This is a genomic window from Polaromonas sp. P1_E1_2 (assembly GCF_056406035.1).
The window spans coordinates 1-1,664 of the sequence record NZ_JBFUAZ010000772.1; the positions used below are offsets into that span (position 1 = coordinate 1).

Annotated in this window: 2 protein-coding genes; both read left to right on the forward strand. The window is 63.1% G+C overall.

All coding sequences use genetic code 11. The annotated features are described in order from the left end of the window. Window positions 1-10 precede the first annotated feature (10 nt). Window positions 11-814 carry a glutathione-regulated potassium-efflux system oxidoreductase KefF gene (gene kefF / locus AC1D1P_RS22720; RefSeq protein ID WP_477674549.1) on the forward strand — a complete coding sequence of 268 codons (804 nt, stop codon included), beginning with the start codon at window positions 11-13 and terminating at the stop codon, window positions 812-814. Between the two features lie 2 nt (window positions 815-816). Next, on the forward strand, window positions 817-1,664 hold an 848-nt coding region (locus AC1D1P_RS22725; RefSeq protein WP_477674548.1), incomplete at its 3' end, for a monovalent cation:proton antiporter-2 (CPA2) family protein.

Sequence of the window (1,664 nt, forward strand, 5' to 3'; positions counted from 1 at the left end):
TGGTAACGGCATRGACACAGTTCTCACAACCACTGATAAATCGGCGGGCAACACGGCAAATCCTGATATTTATGTCATTGCAGCCCATCCCGCCTGGCGCGAATCACGGGTCAACCGCCCGCTGATGGAGGCCGCGAAGGCCCTGCCCCGTGTCCAGGTGCAAGACCTGTACTCGAGCTATCCCGACTACGCCATCGACGTGCCCAAAGAGCAGGCCGCCCTGGAAAGCGCGCAACTGGTGGTGCTGCTCCACCCCATGCATTGGTACTCGATGCCCGCGCTGCAAAAGCTCTGGCTGGACGACGTGCTCACCTACGGCTGGGCCTACGGCGAAGGTGAGGAGGAAGGCGCAAAAGGCCGGGCACTGCAGGGTAAAGACCTGTGGCTGGTTGCCACCACAGGCGGCCCCGAAACGTCCTATCACCCACAAGGCTACAACCGCTACTTTTTTGATGCCTTCCTGCCGCCGTACGAGCAAAGCGCCGTGCTGTGCGGCATGCGGTTTTTGCCGCCTCTGGTGTTGCACGGCGCCCACAGCGTTGACAGGCAAACCGTTACCGATCACATCGCAACCTTCCGCCAGCGCCTGCAAAGCTACCCCGACTGGCCTGAACTGGAAGACCTGGAGCAATGTGCCGCCTGCGTGGTTCCGATGAAGGATCGGCCTGCGCCAGAAGCTGCGGCCGACTTGCCGAACGGACACGCTGCGCGGCTGGCCGTCGGGCCGCCCCAAGGCCAGGCAGCCCCTATTGAAAGTGAAAGGGGCAGCGTAACGCCGAAGGCACACGAAGTGAAAAGCGTGGGGGCTCGATAACTATGGAGCATGCACCCGCCTGGCTGACCAACAGCTTTATTTACCTGGCCGCCGCCGTCATTGCCGTGCCGCTGGCCAAAAAACTCGGCCTCGGTTCCATCATCGGCTACCTGGCCGCCGGCATCGCCATAGGCCCCTGGGGCCTGGGCCTGGTTACCAATGTGCAGGACATCCTCCACTTCGCCGAGTTTGGCGTGGTGTTGATGCTGTTCCTGGTGGGGCTGGAGCTGGAGCCCAAACGCCTGTGGAATCTGCGCCGGCCCATCTTCGGCTGGGGCAGTGCCCAGGTGCTGGGGTGCGCCGCCCTGCTCACAGGCGTCGCGATGGCATTTGGCGTGAGCTGGCAAATAGCGCTGGTGGCCGGCCTCGGGCTGGCGCTGTCGTCCACCGCCATCGCGCTGCAGGCCATCGGCGAGCGCCACCTGATGCCGACATCGAGCGGCCAGGCCGGGTTTTCCATCCTGCTGTTCCAGGACGTGGCGGCCATCCCGATTCTCGCGCTGTTGCCCCTGCTGGGCGCAATCGGTGGAGAAAATGAGGCTGTAGCGCATACCAGTCGTGCGCTGGAAGCTATCAAAATCGTAGCGGCCATCGTCGGCATCATCCTGGGCGGCCGCCTGCTGCTGCGGCCCCTGCTGCGCTGGATCGCCAACAGCGGTACACCTGAAATTTTTACCGCAGCCTCGCTGCTGCTGGTGGTGGGCATTGCGGCGCTGATGCAGTTCGTCGGCCTGTCGATGGCCCTGGGCGCTTTTCTGGCGGGTGTGCTGCTGGCGGAAAGTGAATACCGCCGCGAACTCGAAACCGATATCGAGCCTTTCAAGGGCCTGCTGCTGGGCCTCTTCTTCAT